At 42.7% G+C, this 16341-nt stretch carries 14 protein-coding genes, 1 other RNA gene and 1 pseudogene; 15 read left to right on the top strand and 1 reads right to left on the bottom strand.

Annotation, left to right across the window (positions count from 1 at the left end; genetic code table 11):
* The first annotated feature begins 64 nt into the window (after nucleotides 1-64).
* The 10 genes and pseudogenes from gpmI (at nucleotide 65) to ssrA (ending at nucleotide 8582) form a co-directional block, all read left to right on the top strand.
* Complete coding sequence (gpmI, locus tag AAAT93_RS02510) at nucleotides 65-1606, top strand: 2,3-bisphosphoglycerate-independent phosphoglycerate mutase (protein WP_117780941.1); 1542 nt, start codon at nucleotides 65-67, stop codon at nucleotides 1604-1606.
* A gap of 31 nt (nucleotides 1607-1637) precedes the next feature.
* The gene (locus tag AAAT93_RS02505) at nucleotides 1638-1796 is read left to right on the top strand and encodes a hypothetical protein (RefSeq protein WP_227572785.1); all 159 of its coding nucleotides are present in this window, start codon (nucleotides 1638-1640) and stop codon (nucleotides 1794-1796) included.
* A gap of 346 nt (nucleotides 1797-2142) precedes the next feature.
* The gene (locus tag AAAT93_RS02500; protein ID WP_021985436.1) at nucleotides 2143-2727 is read left to right on the top strand and encodes a xanthine phosphoribosyltransferase; all 585 of its coding nucleotides are present in this window, start codon (nucleotides 2143-2145) and stop codon (nucleotides 2725-2727) included.
* A gap of 13 nt (nucleotides 2728-2740) precedes the next feature.
* A pseudogene (locus tag AAAT93_RS02495) lies at nucleotides 2741-3373 on the top strand (uracil-xanthine permease family protein); the annotation flags it as partial.
* 141 nt (nucleotides 3374-3514) lie between these two features.
* Nucleotides 3515-4810 carry a phosphopyruvate hydratase gene (gene eno / locus AAAT93_RS02490; protein WP_021985438.1) on the top strand — a complete coding sequence of 432 codons (1296 nt, stop codon included), beginning with the start codon at nucleotides 3515-3517 and terminating at the stop codon, nucleotides 4808-4810.
* Nucleotides 4811-4926: 116 nt separating this feature from the next.
* A complete protein-coding gene (gene secG / locus AAAT93_RS02485) occupies nucleotides 4927-5160 on the top strand; it encodes a preprotein translocase subunit SecG (RefSeq protein ID WP_021985439.1) in 234 nt (77 codons plus the stop codon).
* Nucleotides 5161-5215: 55 nt separating this feature from the next.
* Nucleotides 5216-7399: a ribonuclease R gene (gene rnr / locus AAAT93_RS02480; RefSeq protein ID WP_227572786.1), complete on the top strand. Its 2184-nt coding sequence runs from the start codon at nucleotides 5216-5218 to the stop codon at nucleotides 7397-7399.
* On the top strand, nucleotides 7362-7832 hold the full coding sequence (gene smpB / locus AAAT93_RS02475; protein WP_021985441.1) for an SsrA-binding protein SmpB: 471 nt from the start codon (nucleotides 7362-7364) through the stop codon (nucleotides 7830-7832). Before rnr ends, smpB begins: the two co-directional genes overlap by 38 nt.
* Before the next feature lie 27 nt (nucleotides 7833-7859).
* Complete coding sequence (locus AAAT93_RS02470) at nucleotides 7860-8177, top strand: hypothetical protein (protein ID WP_021985442.1); 318 nt, start codon at nucleotides 7860-7862, stop codon at nucleotides 8175-8177.
* Between the two features lie 56 nt (nucleotides 8178-8233).
* Nucleotides 8234-8582: a transfer-messenger RNA gene (gene ssrA / locus AAAT93_RS02465) on the top strand.
* A 52-nt stretch (nucleotides 8583-8634) separates the two neighbouring features.
* Here ssrA and AAAT93_RS02460 read toward each other — a convergent pair.
* Nucleotides 8635-9096: a hypothetical protein gene (locus tag AAAT93_RS02460; RefSeq protein WP_021985443.1), complete on the bottom strand. Its 462-nt coding sequence runs from the start codon at nucleotides 9094-9096 to the stop codon at nucleotides 8635-8637.
* A gap of 191 nt (nucleotides 9097-9287) precedes the next feature.
* Between AAAT93_RS02460 and AAAT93_RS02455 the strand changes: the two genes are divergently transcribed.
* The 5 genes from AAAT93_RS02455 (at nucleotide 9288) to AAAT93_RS02435 (ending at nucleotide 16127) form a co-directional block, all read left to right on the top strand.
* Nucleotides 9288-9956 (top strand): GTP pyrophosphokinase, encoded by a 669-nt coding sequence (locus AAAT93_RS02455; RefSeq protein ID WP_021985444.1) that lies wholly within the window; start codon nucleotides 9288-9290, stop codon nucleotides 9954-9956.
* Between the two features lie 198 nt (nucleotides 9957-10154).
* The gene (locus AAAT93_RS02450) at nucleotides 10155-11837 is read left to right on the top strand and encodes a Na/Pi cotransporter family protein (protein ID WP_227572787.1); all 1683 of its coding nucleotides are present in this window, start codon (nucleotides 10155-10157) and stop codon (nucleotides 11835-11837) included.
* 1 nt (nucleotide 11838) lies between these two features.
* Nucleotides 11839-12753: a substrate-binding domain-containing protein gene (locus AAAT93_RS02445; protein WP_021985446.1), complete on the top strand. Its 915-nt coding sequence runs from the start codon at nucleotides 11839-11841 to the stop codon at nucleotides 12751-12753.
* Nucleotides 12719-14881, top strand: a complete 2163-nt coding sequence (ppk1, locus tag AAAT93_RS02440; RefSeq protein ID WP_227572788.1) for a polyphosphate kinase 1 — start codon at nucleotides 12719-12721, stop codon at nucleotides 14879-14881. Before AAAT93_RS02445 ends, ppk1 begins: the two co-directional genes overlap by 35 nt.
* A gap of 280 nt (nucleotides 14882-15161) precedes the next feature.
* Nucleotides 15162-16127, top strand: a complete 966-nt coding sequence (locus AAAT93_RS02435) for an aldolase catalytic domain-containing protein (RefSeq protein WP_021985448.1) — start codon at nucleotides 15162-15164, stop codon at nucleotides 16125-16127.
* Nucleotides 16128-16341: the final 214 nt, after the last annotated feature.

The following is a 16341-nucleotide window of genomic DNA, read 5'->3' as shown; positions in this document are numbered from 1 at the left end:
AACTGTATATAATCAAACAGGAAATTACAAAGAATAAATTATTATAAATTAAAGGAGATAAACAATGAGTAAGAAACCAGTTGTATTGATGGTACTTGATGGCTATGGCATTACAGACAAGACAGAAGGTAATGCAATTTACATGGCAAACACACCTGTGATGGATAAGCTGATGGCAGAGTGTCCATATGTAAGAGGAAATGCTTCCGGACTTGCAGTTGGACTTCCAGACGGACAGATGGGTAACTCTGAGGTTGGTCATATGAATATTGGCGCCGGAAGAATTATTTATCAGGATCTGACATCGATCACAAAGGCAATCGAGGATGGCGATTTCTTCGAGAACGAAGCAATGCTTGAGGCGATTGAGAACTGCAAGAAGAACAATTCCGACCTTCATCTGTGGGGACTTCTTTCCGATGGCGGTGTACACAGCCACAATACACATCTGTATGGTATCTTAGAGCTTTGCAAGAAGCAGGGCTTTGATCGCGTATATGTACATCCATTCTTAGATGGTAGAGATACACCTCCAGCATCTGGTAAGGATTATGTTGCAGCGCTCGTTGATAAGATGCAGGAGATCGGAGTCGGTAAGGTCGCAAGTATTTCCGGTCGTTACTATGCAATGGATCGTGATAACAACTGGGATCGTGTAGAGAAAGCTTATGCAGCTATGGTATATGGCGAGGGCGTAAAGGCTGCAGATCCAGTACAGGCAGTTGCAGATTCTTATGCAAATGATAAGACAGATGAGTTTGTTCTTCCTACTGTTATCGAGGCAGATGGAAAGCCGGTTGCAACCGTAAAGGCAAACGATTCCGTTATCTTCTTTAACTTCCGTCCAGACCGTGCACGTGAGATCACAAGAGCATTCTGTGCAGATGAGTTTACAGGATTTGAGCGGAAAGGTGGAAAGCTGCCACTAACATATGTATGCTTCAAGGATTACGATGAGTCTATCCCGAACAAGATCATCGCTTTCAAGAAGCAGGAGATCAAGAATACACTTGGAGAGTATCTTGCTGCAAATGGTTTGAAGCAGCTTCGTACCGCTGAGACAGAGAAATATGCACATGTTACATTCTTCTTCAACGGTGGTGTTGAAGAGCCAAACAAGGATGAGGACAGAGTACTTGTAAAGTCTCCAGCTGTTGCAACTTACGATCTGCAGCCAGAGATGAGTGCACCGGAAGTATCTGAGAAGCTGAATGCAGCCATCCGTTCCGGTAAGTATGATGTGATTATCATCAATTTTGCAAACCCAGACATGGTAGGACATACTGGTGTGATCCCTGCTGCTGTAAAGGCTGTTGAGACAGTTGACCAGTGTGTAGGAACTGCGGTAGAAGCAATCAAGGAAGTAGACGGCGTTCTCTTTATCTGTGCAGACCACGGAAATGCAGAGCAGATGATTGATTACAAGACAAAGGCACCTCATACGGCACATACAACCAACCCGGTTCCATTTATCCTTGTAAATTACGACGACAGCGTAAAGCTTCGTGAGGGTGGATGCTTAGCTGATATCGCTCCGACATTACTTGAGATCATGGGACTTCCACAGCCAGCAGAGATGACAGGTAAGTCTTTGATCGTAAGATAATTGATTCCTATACTGTAGATTATTCCTTTTGATGAAAGCAGTTAATAAGCTCTTGTCATTAGGACATAAAAAAGAGGAAGCTGCAGCTCCACTTACTAGAAAATGCCCATATTGCTACGGAGAGATCGACATCAAGGCAACCAAATGTATGCATTGTACATCCGATGTCTCCGGCAGCGCCCAAGGCTAAGTGATGATAGAAAATGGAATGTATGCAGATTTTATTTTTACTATATGAGACTAAATAAATATGAGACCTTTTTCGGTAGACCACTATTGTAAATTATAGATTTTGTATATAGAGTTGTGGTTGCTTACCAATTCTTAGCAGACCATTGGAGCATGTCGGCACTTAATGAGATGCATCGGTAATTTATTACCGACTGCATCGAATTTAGTACCGCTACATGCGGAAGTGAGCGAGAGCACGTCTGCAAAGAATTGAGTAAGCAAGCACAACTCGTATAAAAAAAGTATATTTTACAACTATCCACTGAAAAAGGTTTTTCTTATTCTAATATCAGGAGGAAAGAAGATTGAATTTTCTAGAGGAACGCATCTTGAAGGATGGCATAGTAAAAGAAGGAAATGTACTGAAGGTCGACAGCTTTCTGAATCACCAGATGGATGTCCGCCTGTTCGATCAGATTGGCGAGGAGTTCAAGCGCCGATTTGCAGATGAGAAGATCAATAAGATTCTGACAATTGAGGCATCCGGCATCGGCATTGCCTGTATCGTCGCAAGACATTTTGATGTACCGGTTATCTTCGCGAAGAAGTCGAAGAGCATCAACATCGAAGGTGATGTGTATGTGGCAGAGGTAGAATCTTTCACACACAAGTGCAAGAATCAGGTTATCGTATCGAAGAAATTCTTAAACCCTGAGGATAAAGTCCTGATCATCGATGATTTTCTTGCGAACGGCTGTGCCCTGCAGGGACTTATCTCAATCGTGAAATCCGCAGGCGCTGAAGTATCCGGTATCGGAATTGCCATCGAGAAGGGCTTCCAGCCGGGTGGACAGGTAATCCGCAATCTCGGATTCCATCTGGAATCCCTTGCAATTGTGGATAGCATGGATTATACAACGGGTGAAATTAAATTCAGGGAGAATGCATAAGATGAGTAAGACAGAAGCTAATGTCAATGCAATCGTATCCGTGACATTGATTTTCCTCGTCTCTGCGACAGAGACGATCGGAGATACATCAGTACTTGCAGTATCCGGACTTGGCAGAGATGCGACGACGAAGGAGACATCCGGTTCGATTGCCTGTGACGGTTTTGTCAGCGCATTATCGTCGGTATTTGGCTGTCTGCCGATCACTTCATTTAGCCAGAATGTCGGCTTGGTTGCCATGACGAAGGTCGTAAACCGTTTTACGATTGCAACCGGTGCGGTTATTATGATCTTAGCGGGAATCTTCCCGATCTTCGGCGCTGTGCTTGCAACATTGCCGGATGCGGTACTTGGCGGCTGTACGATCATGATGTTCGGTACGATTGTCGTAAGCGGTATCCAGATGCTTGGCAGATGTGGCTATACACAGAGAAACATTACGATTACAGCACTTTCCTTAAGTATCGGTCTTGGATTTACACAGGTGCCGGAGATTTTCGCAATCTTCCCTCGTATTGTCCAGACGGTATTTGCCGAAAACTGCGTTGCTGTTGTATTTATCGTCGCAATCATTCTGAATCTTGTACTTCCGAAGAACATGGAGGCTCATACGATTGAGACAGAAACAGAGACAACTGCAGAATAACATCTGAATTTAATATTGAAATAATCGAAACGTCCTGTGAAAAAACCACTGCAGGACGTTTTTTATATGTAACTTATGTATAAAAAGCTCCGATTCGGAAATAATTAGCTTAGATGTAAAAATTTTTGGAGGCTGATTTTGATGGATCGGATAAAATATATACATGCAAGAGAGATACTGGATTCCCGTGGAAATCCAACGGTAGAGGTAGAGGTCGTAACAGAAAATGGTGCGGCGGCGATCGCATCGGTGCCTTCCGGCGCTTCGACCGGAGAATACGAGGCACATGAGCTGCGCGATGATGAGCGGAGATATATGGGAAAAGGCGTGGAGAAGGCAGTGACGAATGTCAATACACGGATCAGTGACCGGCTCGTTGGCGTTGATGTGTTCAATCAGGCGTTGATCGACAAATACCTGACGGAAGCAGATGGAACCGAGAACAAATCGCGATTTGGAGCCAATGCAATTTTAGGAGTGTCACTGGCTGTTGCCCGTGCAGCAGCGAATTCCCTACGTATGCCATTATATCGTTATATCGGTGGAATCAACGCGAAGAAAATGCCGCTTCCGATGATGAACATATTAAATGGTGGCTGTCATGCAGATAATACTGTGGATCTGCAGGAATTCATGATTGCTCCGGTTGGGGCAGATTCGTTCAAGCATTGCCTGGAAATGAGTGCAGAGATCTACCACACCTTGAAGCGCGTGCTGCATGAAAATGGACTTTCAAACGGTGTAGGAGACGAAGGTGGATTTGCACCAAACCTCGCAACCTCAGCACAAGTACTCGACTATCTGGTGCTTGCGATCAAGGAAGCAGGCTATAAACCATATGAAGATGTGAAGATCGCCATTGATGCAGCAGCAAGTGAGTTGTATGATGAGACAAGCGGGCTATATTATTTCCCTGGAGAAAGCCGGATGGCAGGCAGGGAGATCTATCGTAATTCTGAGGAAATGGTGCAGTATTACGAGGATTTGATAGGGAAATATCCGATTTACTCCATTGAAGATGGACTCGATGAAAATGATATGAAGGGCTGGAAGGTGCTTACATTCCGGCTTGGCGAGAAGGTACAGCTTGTCGGCGATGATCTGTTTGTCACAAATGTTGGGCGCTTAAAGCAGGGAATCGAGGACGGTATTGCAAATGCGATTCTTATCAAGTATAATCAGATTGGAACTTTGACAGAGGCGATGGATGCCATTGAGCTTGCTAAGAAATCCGGTTATAAGACGGTGATTTCTCATCGCTCGGGCGAGACAGAGGATTCTTTCATTGCGGATCTGGCAGTTGCGGTGAATGCTGGACAGATTAAGACGGGTGCCCCGTGTCGTTCTGACCGTACGTCAAAGTACAACCAGCTTCTTCGGATAGAAGAAGAGCTTGGGAAATTAGCCATTTATGGAGATTTTCCTACTGCAAAATAAAATATTGCCATACAAATGCCAAATTTAGCAGATTTTTCTTAAATTATATATTGTATTTACGAAATTCTTATGGTAATATGTTCAAGTATGAGTTAAAATAATAAGGAGGAATTCTCGTGAAGACAGCGTTAATTATAATATTTTTGGTAATATCTGTTATCTTGGCAGTTATCGTTATGATGCAGGAAGGTAAAGGCGGTTTGTCCGGCGCAATCAGCGGCGGTGGCGCAGATACCTATTGGAGCAAGAACAAAGGAAAATCCAAAGAGTCTGTATTAAAGAAGGTTACAGTCGTTCTTGGTGTTCTGTATTTTGCACTGGCTTTGGTCCTGTCATCAAAATTCATTTAGATTTTACAAGCTGCTTTGATAAAAAGCAGCTTATTTTTTTGGGAGGTGTTACGTTATGGGAGAAAAAAGAGAACGCGTAAAACAGAAGTTATATGATTTTATTTGTGATGAACAGTACAAGCCGATGCGTCTCAAAGACATCCGTTTCCTGCTTCAGGTTAAGGATGCCGATAAAAAACGTGTGGAAGAAGCATTAAACGAACTGGTAGAAGAAGGAAAGATTACTGTTACCCCGAAGGGTAAATATAAGAAACTGGATGATAAATTCTTAGTCGGTGATTATATCGGCAACAAAAAGGGATATGGATTTGTCCGTGTAGAAGGATATAAGGACGATTTCTTTATTCCAGCCAAGTTTTCAATGGGAGCCTTTCACGGGGATCGTGTCATGATTGCACCGGATTCTTATACGAAACAGGGAAAAAGCACCGAGGCAAAGGTTACTCAGATTTTAAAGCGTGGACTTACAACAATTGTTGGAACATATGACAAACAGCAGAACTTTGGCTTTGTGATTCCAGATAACCAGAAGGTAGCTGATGATATCTTTGTTGCAAAGAAGGATTCTATGGGGGCAATGACTGGACACAAGGTTGTATGCAGGATTACCAACTATGGTGCGGATCATAAATCTCCGGAAGGTGAGATTATTGAGATCTTAGGACATGTGAATGATCCAGGCACGGACATACTTTCGGTTGTACGGGCATATGATATACCAGTGGAATATCCGGACAAGGTCATGGATTCCCTGAAAGATATTCCAGATGAAGTGGACGAAGCGGATTTTGTCGGACGTACGGATTTCCGGGCACTTCCAACCGTAACAATTGATGGTGAAGACGCAAAAGACTTGGATGATGCGATTACGTTATCTTTTGAAGATGGTGTCTATACATTGGGTGTACATATTGCGGATGTATCGCATTATGTAAAGGAGAAATCCCCACTTGATAAGGAAGCATTGAAGCGTGGAACAAGCTGCTATCTTGTGGATAGTGTCATCCCGATGCTGCCACACAAATTATCAAATGGTATCTGTTCTTTGAATGCTGGTACAGACCGTCTCACACTTAGCTGTGTGATGAAGTTTGACAAAAAAGGCAAGCTGTTGGATCATACGATCTGTGAGGGTATCCTGCATGTCGATGAACGTATGACTTATACAAATGTTGAGAAGATCTTAGAGCGGAGTGACGAGAAAGTATTGAAACGGTATGAACCTCTCGTGCCAATGTTTGATCTGATGCTGGAGCTTTCCACAATTCTTCGGAAGAACCGCCGGAAACGTGGTTCGATTGATTTTGATGTTGCTGAGACAAAGATTATTGTGGATGAAAACCACAAGCCAGTGGAAATCAAGCCATATGACCGGAATCCTGCAACGAAGATCATCGAGGATTTCATGCTGGCTGCCAATGAGACAATCGCAGAAGACTATTTCTGGCAGGAGCTACCGTTTGAATATCGTGTCCATGAGCATCCGGATGAGGAGAAGATCGATATTTTAGCCGCATTCATCAATAATTTTGGACTCTTTATCAAGGCATCCAGAGATGAGACACATCCGAAGGAATTGCAGAAAATCCTTGACCAGATCGAGGGCAAGCCATATGAGGCACTGATCAGCAAGATGATGCTCCGTTCGATGAAGCAGGCACGTTACTCGACTGAGTGCACCGGACATTTTGGTCTGTCGTGCAAGTATTACTGCCATTTTACATCTCCAATCCGCCGGTACCCGGATCTACAGATCCATCGTATCATCAAGGAGAATCTGCACGGTGAACTTTCCGAGAAGCGGATTGAACATTACCGTCACATTCTGCCGACCGTTGCAAATGATAATTCCGCCAAAGAGCGTCGGGCAGAAGAAGCAGAGCGGGATGTCATCAAGTTAAAAGAGATTGAGTATATGTCGGAGCACATCGGGGAAGAATTCGATGGAGTAATCTCTGGCGTTACCTCAAACTACATCTTTGTGGAATTGGATAATACAGTAGAAGGTGCAGTCTCTGTTGCCTATATGTATGATGATTTCTATTATTTCAACGAGCAGGAATATGCGATGGTCGGAGAAAAAACGAAAAAGAAATATCAATTGGGTGACAAAGTGCGCATCAAAGTGTTAAAATGTGATAAAATTAAGAAAACCATTGATTTTTCACTGATTGATGGTAATATAGAAGGAGTTGAAAAAAGTGGCGAAGCAACGAGGGACGAAACTGATAGCCAATAACAAAAAAGCATATCACGATTACTTCATAGAGGACACATACGAGGCTGGCATTGCTTTAGTTGGAACGGAAGTGAAATCTCTCCGTATGGGAAAATGCAGTATCAAAGAGGCGTTTGTCGGATTGGATGGCGATGAGGTATATGTCTATCGCATGAATATATCTCCGTATGAGAAGGGAAATATCTTCAATAAAGATCCACTTCGGACAAGAAAGCTGTTGCTACATCGCTATGAGATCAACAAATTGATCGGACAGCAGAAAATGAAGGGATATACCTTGGTGCCGTTAAAAGTATATTTTAAGGACAGTCTTGTCAAAGTCGAGATTGGATTGGCACGTGGTAAGAAGCTGTACGATAAGCGGGATGATATCGCGAAAAAGGATATGAAACGAGAAGTTGAACGAGACTTCAAGATTCGTAATCTGGGATAAATATGAGAAGTTAAGGTAGGAGAACGTATGAGTCAGGCAAAAGTAGATCGCTATAAGGAAGAGAAGAAGAATCGAAAGAAGATTCAGAAGAAACAAAAAGCAAAACAGGTAGTGGAGATTTTAGTATGTGCCGCTATTTTAGGTGCTCTGGTCGGTTTCCCTCTGGGCAGACATGCATATCAGAAAAACTATGAGACACGCCAGGCAAATAAGACAATCAATGCATCGGTTTACGATTATTGGGCACAACAGTATTGGGCAGCTAATTATACGGGATATGTATTCCCAACAGCAAGCAATAGCGATGCTACTCCAGAAGATGCATCTGCAACAGATGCAGAATAATAGCTTGGTATATACACTTTTAAAGTGGGATATATAGATTTTCGTCAATCAAACCAGGGGTTGTACTGGTTTCGACGGGGGTTTAGAAATTACGGTAGCCATTCGTGGACCAGGACCACGCTAAAACTTGGAAAATAAATATAAACGCAGACGAAAATTACGCGTACGCTGCCTAATTATGGCAGCTGTCAGCTCTAGGTTCCCCACAACTTAGAATCCTGGCATCGACTTAGTGGGACACTCCGGGGCTTAAGCTTTGCGGTTTCGGAAAATTCATGAAGCTACCATATAGGAAAGCCTGTTTGTAGGCGTTTTTGTATGGGAAATCCAATATACAAACTGTAATGGGAGAAGCTGTAATGGAAGAGCTTTCGGACAGGGGTTCGATTCCCCTCAGCTCCATCGCTCAATATGAGCAGGGCACCGCCGTCAGGTGGTAAAAAGAAAAGGCACGGAACTAATCTTCCGTGTCTTTCTTTGGTAAACGTGCATGCATAAATTCATAGATATTCTCACATAATTCCTTCTGCATCATAAATGAAATTGTATAGCGTTCCTTCTCTGTGAAAACATTCAGAATATAAAAAATCATGTTTTCGTCCGGAATAACCATCGTCACATGCTTGATCTGATCGAAGTCGTAATGGGTAGTTCCATATTTATGTTCGATCGTAAAGCCGGTGTCATCAAAGATATAGGTTGCTGAAAATGCCTGCTTCCGAAAGGACATCACTACGAGATAGATTCCGTAGGCACCAACAAATGTAACAAACAACGCTGTTAACACCAGGTGTTTGGCGTAGCCATGGATCATTGTAAATGCCTGCAAGGTGGCGACAAGTAGAAACATAAATCCAAGAAACCGATAGGCAAGCCGGTTTGCACGCCGTTTATTAACAGTATATTTATAGCCCTTCATATTAGAAAATCCTTTCTTTTGATAATCATCTTTTTGAACAGTATTGGAAATACATGGTGTATGATGAATATTCACATATAGATAGTATAGGGGCTTAAAACACTTTATGCAAGTGCATTTTGCATAGATTTAACAATCTTTAACCAAACATTGATAGAATAAAAAGAATGAATGAGGCATATATAAATATTATGGAACAGGAAAAACAGTTACAATTACATATTACAAAAAATGACCGTAAGATTATTACGGATTTTGCAAATTCCTTATCGGATAAGGAATATCAGCTTCGGTGTATGTGGGCGATCCAGATCTTAGAATCGAAGCTGACAATGATCAATCTGGAATTGCAGGAGAATCTGCAGCGCGAGGTTGTTGTGCGGTTAACACACCGTATCAAAAGCGCAGAGAGTATCTTTTTGAAGTTGCGCCGCAAAGGGTATACAATCAACTTAGATAACGCGAAAAAGAAATTGAATGATATCGTTGGCGTCCGGGTGACCTGTATATTCCGGGATGATATCTATGCGTTGGTGGATTGTCTGAAGATCCAGCATGATATCAAGATCCTCAAGATCAAGGATTATATCAAAACGCCGAAATCTTCCGGTTATCAGGGGGTACATATGATTCTGTCTGTCCCGATTTATCTGTCGAAAAAGACAGAATGGATGAAGGTGGAACTACAGCTTCGCACGGTTGCCATGGATTCCTGGTCGGTACTCGACTACCAGCTACTCTATAAGAAAGATCTGGTTGATACCGGGGAAATCGTGCAGGAGTTGAAACGATATTCCGATGTGATTGCCGATATGGATACGAATATGATGCGGTTACGGGATAAGATCAAAGAGATTTAAGCGCCGGTCTGGCGCTTTTTCTTATGTCCGGAAATACTGCTTTACATAGATTTAACAATTCTTTACTTTCTGTTGATAGAAGCAGATTCTATATTTCGATATTATTCAAGCTATGAAGGCCAATCTGCTTACGGGAAACGCTTACAAAACGGCTTTTAAATCGGCTAAAAATGCCCAAAAGAGGAAGGAAGAATCAAAATGAACGAAAGTATGGCGACTGTGTTCGGTTTGCTGGGAGGGCTGGCGCTTTTTATATTCGGAATGAATATGATGAGTGAATCGCTTCAGAAGGTAGCCGGAGACAAAATGAAGAAGGTGTTGGGAGTACTTACACGAAATGCTGTGTGCGGAATGTTGGCGGGCGCACTTGTAACAGCAGTTCTGCAAAGCTCCAGTGCGACAACTGTATTGGTGATTGGTTTTGTCAGTGCCGGATTGATGTCCTTAAAACAGGGTATCTCTGTTATATTCGGTGCAAATATCGGAACGACAATGACCGCACAGCTGATGGCATTTAAAATTAGTGATTACATTATGCCGATTGTATTTATCGGATTTTTGATTGCATTTATTGCGAAGAAAGAGAAGATAAAGTTTGTCGGACAGACAATCTTCGCATTCGGTTTGTTATTTGTTGGTATCGAGATGATGGGCGATGTCATGAAGCCGCTTGCAACAAGCCCGGTATTTATCAATATGATGGAGAAAGTCAGCCATATTCCGGTACTCGGTGTTGGCGTCGGTATGCTTATGACACTCGTTGTACAGAGCAGCTCCGCAACGATTGCGGTATTGCAGAGCTTCGCATCACAGGCAGGCCCGGATGGTGCGAGTGTGATCGGATTAGTTGGCGCAATTCCGATTCTGCTCGGCGATAATATCGGTACAACCATTACCGCAATATTGGCAAGTATCGGACAGTCCAAAGATGCAAAGCGCTGTGCGATTGCACATAGCGTGTTTAATATTACCGGTTCCTTTCTCTTTATCTGGATCATCAAGCCATTTGCAAAGTTTGTTGAGATGATCTCGCCAAAGGGAAATGAACTGGATGTGATTTCAAGGCAGATTGCAAATGCACATATGAGCTTTAATATCATCAATACTCTGATCTGGCTGCCGTTGCTTCCGGTTATGGTGAAGATTGTTATGTTTATTGTCAGAGATGACAAGGAAGTGTCTATCGAAGATTATAAAGAGAAAAGCTTTCTTGACAAAAATGTGATCAGTCAGCCGATTGCAGCTATGTATCTTGTATCCCAGGAGATCCGCCGTGCAGGACGCCTTGTATCAGAAATGATTGGAAATATGAAGGCAACGGTGATGAATAATGATAGCAAAGCGCTTGCTGAGCTAGAAAAAAATGCGAAGCTTGTAACAGAGATTGATGAGAATACTGTCAGCTATATCTCTGGAATGTTCTCGAATGGTTCTCTGACTGAAGAGCAATCATCTACGACTGCGGGACTGTTGTATGTCCTAAATGATATTGCACGTGTCAGCAAGCGGTGTGAGGATGCTTCACCGGTTATACGTGCCAAACTCGAAGGAAAGTATAAATTCTCAAAGGATGCAGTTGAGGAACTTGGAAAAGTAATTGATAACGTAGAAATCATGTATCGGACATCGATTGTCTCACTGGAAAATGGGGATGCAAAGACTGCAAGAAAGGTCTTCGATTATCGCAAGGAACTGCGTAATATGGAGAAGAAATTCAACAAGAACCATCTAAAACGTCTGCGGAAAAATAATTGTAAGCCGGAATTTACATATCCGTTTTCAAATGTGTTACATAATCTGGAACGTATCGGTGACAGCTGCAGCGGCATCGTTGAAGAGGTGATGGATAATGTCCGTTTCTTGGAATTGGAGGAAGCATAGCATGAAGCTTAGAGCAAAACATAGATTTCACATATCCATCGTAAGTTTTTTGTGCGTGGGTACATTGGCTGCATCCTTGTGCAGCTGTGAAAAAAAAGAAACGCAGGACTATGCATTTACAGGAACAAATGGAGACGCTTCTTCCCTTGGTGTGATTTCGGTACAGGTTCGTGAGGATGGTTCCGGTACCAGAAACCAGTTTGAAGAATATCTCGGGATTTCCATGTCTGAAGACAACGTGGATAAATACAAGGACATAAAACAGTGTACGGTTTTGACAAGCGGAAGCGCCATGGCGAGCACTATTAATGAATCAAAAAACGGAATCGGATATGTATCCTACGGACAGATGCAGGGAGATTCCAAAGCACTTGCTGTAGATAGAATTGTCTGTACCAGAGAAAGTATCGCAGATCATGCGTATCCGTTGACCAGAGATTTTACACTTGTATGGGTAGAAAGCCCGAATGCATTGCGGGATGATTTTGTAAAATATATCTGTGGAGCAGGCCAGAAGATTGTCGGTGAAACATATGTGCCGGTTGCAAAAGAAACATCGTTTCTTGCGGATCCGGATGCACAGGGGACTCTCAGTATCCGGGGGTCTTCCTCTATGGCAGATCTGCTTACGGAACTGGCAGATGCATATATGGCAGTAAATAAGAATGCAGCCATCCGTGTTTATGCGACAGATTCTACGAAGGGTCTGAATGATGCCATGGAAGGAAAATGCGATATAGCGATGGTATCGCGCAGCTTGAAAGATTATGAGAGAGACCTTGTTGAGTCAACCGTGATTGCAACCGATGGAATCGCAGTAATTGTCCAAAAGGATAATCCAATCAATCAGGTAACAAAAGATGAATTGAAAGGTATCTTCAATGGAAACATCACATCTTGGAATAATATTCAATAAAATAAAAAAACTGTTTCGTAAGATATTAAAAAAACGTAATAAAGAAACAGAAACGATAATTCAAAATACGGAGGAAAATAATATGTTACAGGAAACAATCTATGATAACCGGGAACTTTCCTGGTTAAAGTTCAATAAAAGAGTATTGGAGGAAGCAGTGGACGAGAACAATCCGCTCTGTGAGCGTCTGTCGTTCGTGTCAATCTTCCAAAGCAATCTCGATGAGTTCCTAATGGTGCGTGTCGGTTCGTTAGACGCAGGAAAAGACAGTAAAGTACGCGAAAATAAGACGAATATGACCTGTCAGGAGCAGCTTGACCGTATTATCGTCAAGGAGAAGAAGCTTCGCGAGAAGAAGGATGAAATCTATCTGCGCCTGATGTATGAGATGGAAGAATATGGTGTCAAGGAGCTTTTGTATAAGGATCTGAATGAGGATGAGCAGGATTCCATGAAGATTTACTTTGAGAATGAGATCCAGCCCTTTATCTCGCCACAGGTTGTTGGCAAACGTCAGCCGTTCCCATTCTTACGTAACAAGGAAATCTACGCTGTGGTAGAGCTACGCACAAAATCGAACAATACGAAGATTGGCATTATTCCATGTAACAATCCGGTCATTAAGCGCATGATCCCGGTTTCTTCCGACGGAAGACGTTTTATGCTTGCGGAAGAATTGATTCTGCATTTTGCTGGTGAAGTATTCCCGGGGTATAAGGTAATCAGCAAATCCCTGATCCGTATCCTGCGGAGTGCGGAAATTGACGTGGATGATGCATTAGACGATGATGAAAAAGATTACCGCAAGGGTGTGGAGAAGGTGCTTCGTACAAGAAGCCGTTTGTGCCCACTCCGAATGGAATATACAAGAATGATGAATGACTCCATCATCGAGAAGATGTGTGGATTTTTAGGGCTCACAAAAAAGCAGGTATTTCATTCCATCTCACCACTTGACCTGTCCTTCTTATTCAAGGTGGAAGATCTGCTTCGAAATGAAAAATATTTATTTTACGAACGCCGCGTGCCACAGCAGCCGGCTATGATAGACCGGACACGCCCTGTGATGGAGCAGGCCAGAGAGCATGATTTATTCCTGTCTTATCCATATGAGAGCATGAAGCCTTTTATCCAGCTCTTAAATGAGGCTGCAAATGATCCGGAGGTCGTATCAATCAAGATGACCTTATATCGTCTTGCCAGCGATTCGAAGATTGTTGAAGCACTGGTTGAAGCTGCAGAGCAGGGCAAAGAGGTTGTTGTATTAGTCGAACTCCGGGCACGTTTTGATGAGGAGAATAACATTCGCTGGTCGCGACAGCTTGAGGATGCCGGATGCCGCGTAATCTATGGTTTGAATCATATGAAGGTACATTCCAAGCTTTGCCTGATTACAGGAAAGCGAAATAATAAAATCGAATATATCACACAGATCGGTACCGGTAATTACAACGAGAAGACATCCCGTATCTATACTGACTATTCTCTGATCACATCTTCAGTAGATATTGGAAATGAAGCTGCCAATGTGTTCAACCATCTGTCAATGGGAACTACAGTCGATGAGACACAACATCTGCTTGTAGCTCCGAACTGCCTGCAGAATAAAGTCCTTGCAATGATCGATGAAGAAATTGCAAAGGCGAAGGAAGGAAAAGAAGGTTATGTCGGTGTGAAAATCAATTCCCTGACGGATAAGAAGATCATCGACAAGCTTATTGATGCCGGTAAAGCCGGCGTGAAAATCCGCATGATCGTGCGTGGAATCTGCTGTCTGAAAGCAGGTGTAGCAGGAGAGACGGATAATATCCGGATCATCAGCATTGTCGGAAGATTTCTGGAACATTCCAGAATCTATATATTCGGCAAAGATGACCCGAAGGTGTATATTGCTTCAGCCGATTTTATGACACGGAATACCGTTCACCGTGTAGAGGTAGCGGCTCCTGTATATGATCCTGCAATCAAAGCCCGGATTATCGACGATTTTGAATTGTTCTACGAGGATGACCAGAAGGCAAGAGAGCAGATCAACGGCATCTACCTGCCAAAACATGGGGAAAGTCATATCAATGCACAGGAAGCACAATATGCACAAGCTTACAAAAACAACGAGATACATGCATAGATTTCCTATATACATAGTGTTATAACAATTATATACGCTATACAATACTGCGCCATCAGTATTTTGTATAGATTCGAGACTTCCTCTCGACTGACAGTGAATAAATATTGCTGTCATAAAAAGCGCCTGTTAACGCCATACGCAGGCGCTTTTTCTATTTTGTGGAATAATATTTCAAAAGCGGGTTGACTATATACAGAATCTCTGCTATAGTATCCATATTCTCTTTAATGCATTAAAGCAGTAACGCGGCAGAGAAAGAAAGATGAGGAACAAAGACATGAAAGAATTATCAAATTTACTTGGATTTCGGGAGAGTATCAAAGTTGTTGATGCGACCTTACGTGACGGTGGACTGGTGAATGACTTCTATTTCACAGATGACTTTGTAAAAGCATTGTATCAGGCAAATATCGACGCAGGTGTTGACTATATGGAGATGGGATATCGTGCATCAAAAAAGGTATTTGATGAATCGAAGTTCGGTAAATGGAAATTCTGTAGTGATGACCATATCCGTGAGATCGTTGGAGAAAACGACACAGACTTAAAGCTTGCAATCATGGCAGATATCGGGCGTCATGACAAGAACGATTTCGATGAGAAGGTAAATTCACCGGTTGATTTAGTCCGTGTGGCAGCATACATCCATCAGATGCCGGAAGCAATCGACATGGTAGAGGATGCGGCAAAGAAGGGATACGAGACAAGCTGTAATATTATGGCAATCTCGAATTCACAGGAGGAAGACATCAAGGTTGCACTTGATATGCTTGGCAAGACACCGGTTGATGTTATCTACATTGTGGACAGCTTTGGTTCTCTGTATCCGGAGCAGATTGCCCGTATCGCAGATCTGTACCTGAATTTCGCAGCAAAATACAATAAGAAGATCGGTATCCATGCACACAACAACCAGCAGCTCGCATTTGCAAACACGATTGAAGCGTGCGGTGATGGTGTAGACTGGTTAGACGGAACCTACCTGTCCATGGGAAGAGGAGCCGGAAACTGTGCAATGGAGCTATTACTTGGATTCCTGAAGAATCCAAAATACAACGTATACCCGGTATTCAAATTCATTGAAGACCACATGATGAAATTAAAGGATGACGGCATCGTCTGGGGGTACGATCTCCAGTACCTGATGACCGGGCTTTTAAACCAGCATCCTCGTTCTGCAATCGCCTTCACAAAAGAGAATCGCCGCGACTACGCAGAATACTACAAGGAACTGTTAATTTAATTGCATAAGGAACAACAAGAAAATAGTTATTGTTTCTCGAAAGATTGAGAAGTAAAAAGAGCATATAATATACAAAGAATAGTTGTAGTTATTTATGTATATGTTTGAAACTTAGAAGTACTTAATGTTCTGTAATAAATCAGCAATGTTTGAACACGATGTTCAAACAAGCCGCCACTGAGCCACGGATGGCGAATTGGCGGCGATTGCGTAC

The sequence above is a fragment of the Coprococcus hominis (ex Arizal et al. 2022) genome (assembly GCF_040094675.1).
Lineage (GTDB): Bacteria > Bacillota > Clostridia > Lachnospirales > Lachnospiraceae > Coprococcus_C > Coprococcus_C hominis.
This window is presented reverse-complemented; position numbering and strand designations above follow the sequence as displayed.